The organism is Bartonella sp. MU70NMGDW (assembly GCF_042194085.1).
Taxonomy (GTDB): domain Bacteria; phylum Pseudomonadota; class Alphaproteobacteria; order Rhizobiales; family Rhizobiaceae; genus Bartonella; species Bartonella grahamii.
This window is the reverse complement of record NZ_JBHIMK010000263.1, coordinates 1-1604: the sequence shown is the minus strand read 5'-3', so window position 1 is coordinate 1604 and position 1604 is coordinate 1. Positions and strand designations below refer to the sequence as shown.

Annotated in this window: 2 protein-coding genes; both read left to right on the top strand. The window is 39.7% G+C overall.

The genetic code is table 11. The features are described 5' to 3' along the window. Positions 1-45 precede the first annotated feature (45 nt). Entirely contained in the window at positions 46-225 is a 180-nt protein-coding gene (locus ACFIKE_RS10300; protein WP_375649771.1) for an LPS translocon maturation chaperone LptM, read from the top strand. Between the two features lie 8 nt (positions 226-233). Next, the gene (gene lysA, locus ACFIKE_RS10295; protein ID WP_375649768.1) at positions 234-1514 is read left to right on the top strand and encodes a diaminopimelate decarboxylase; all 1281 of its coding nucleotides are present in this window, start codon (positions 234-236) and stop codon (positions 1512-1514) included. The last annotated feature ends 90 nt before the right edge of the window (positions 1515-1604 follow it).

Below are 1604 nucleotides of genomic sequence, written 5' to 3'. Positions count from 1 at the left end.
GTATTTTAAAGGTAAAAAAGAGATCGAGATGAGGAAAGAGGACAGATGAAAATTATATTAAAGGGGTTGATGATTGTTCTTTTGGGGGGCTTGGGTATCGTTGGGTGTGGGCGTAAAGGGTCATTAGAGTTACCTCCTTCAACAGGAGTGAATTCTTCACAAGGAACTTTTGTTCCTCAAGGCAAAACAGATAAACCTTTTATTCTTGATAGGTTGATACAATAGGGATTTTTATGCGTTTTTTTTCTTATCATCAGGGTGTGCTCCACGCTGAAGGTCTTTCGTTTTTGGAACTTGCGCAGAAAGTTGGAACACCTTTTTATTGTTATTCAGCTAGCGCAATCGTTGCACATTTTAAAGATTATCAGAATGCATTTCATGATATGCCGAGTTTAATTGCTTATGCGGTTAAAGCGAATTCCAATCAAGCAGTTTTACAACTTTTAGCTAACAATGGAGCGGGAGCTGATGTGGTCTCAGAAGGGGAATTACGGCGTGCACTTGCTGTTGGTATTCCTGCGCAGAATATTGTTTATTCTGGTGTTGGTAAAACAGTGAAAGAAATAGATTTTGCTCTTGCACAAGATATTTATTGTTTTAACGTTGAATCAGAACCAGAACTTGAACAATTATCGGCGCGGGCTGATGCGCTTTCAAAAACGGCTCGGATTTCTTTACGCATTAATCCTGATGTGGATGCTAAGACTCACAAGAAAATTACAACAGGCAAGTCTGAGAATAAATTTGGTATTCCTCTGTCTTTGGCGGGTGATGCATATAAAAAGGCAGCCCAATTGCCCGGTCTTCATGTATGTGGTGTTGATCTCCATATTGGCAGTCAAATTTGTGATTTAAAACCGTTTGAAGATGCATTTGTTATTATTGCAGATTTTGTGCGTCAATTATGGAATAATGGTTATGCGATAACCCATATCGATATTGGGGGCGGGCTTGGTATTCCTTATGGTTATGAGCAGCGTCCAGTACCTTCTCCTTTTGAGTATGCAGCACTGGTAAAGAAACATATTGCCCCGTTAGGGATTAATATTATCTTAGAACCTGGGCGTAGTATTGTTGGTGAAGCCGGTGTGTTGGTGACATCGGTTGTGTATTTAAAAAAGGGGGAAGGACGAAATTTTGTTATTGTTGATGCGGCGATGAATGATTTCATGCGTCCAACGCTTTATGATGCGTGGCAAAATATAATGCCAGTGAAAAAAGCACCAGTAGATGCCCCTCTGATTAATGCTGATATTGTTGGTCCTATTTGTGAAACTGGTGATTATTTAGGCTTGGAACGTTCTTTACCAGTGTTGAAAGCGGGTGATGTTTTGATGTTAACAGGAGCGGGGGCTTATGGCGCAGTGATGGCAAGCACTTATAATAGTCGACTTTTGGTGCCGGAGGTTCTGGTTCAGGATACACGTTATGCAGTCATTCGTCCACGCCTTGATTATGCACAATTGATAGGCTGTGATCATGTTCCAGATTGGATTGAACCCAAATTAGATTGAGCATTATTAAATATTTTTGGTCTTATTTTTACTAAACTTTGATGAAACAATTTATTTTCTAGAAATTGTCTTGTATGGGGTTTATGATCT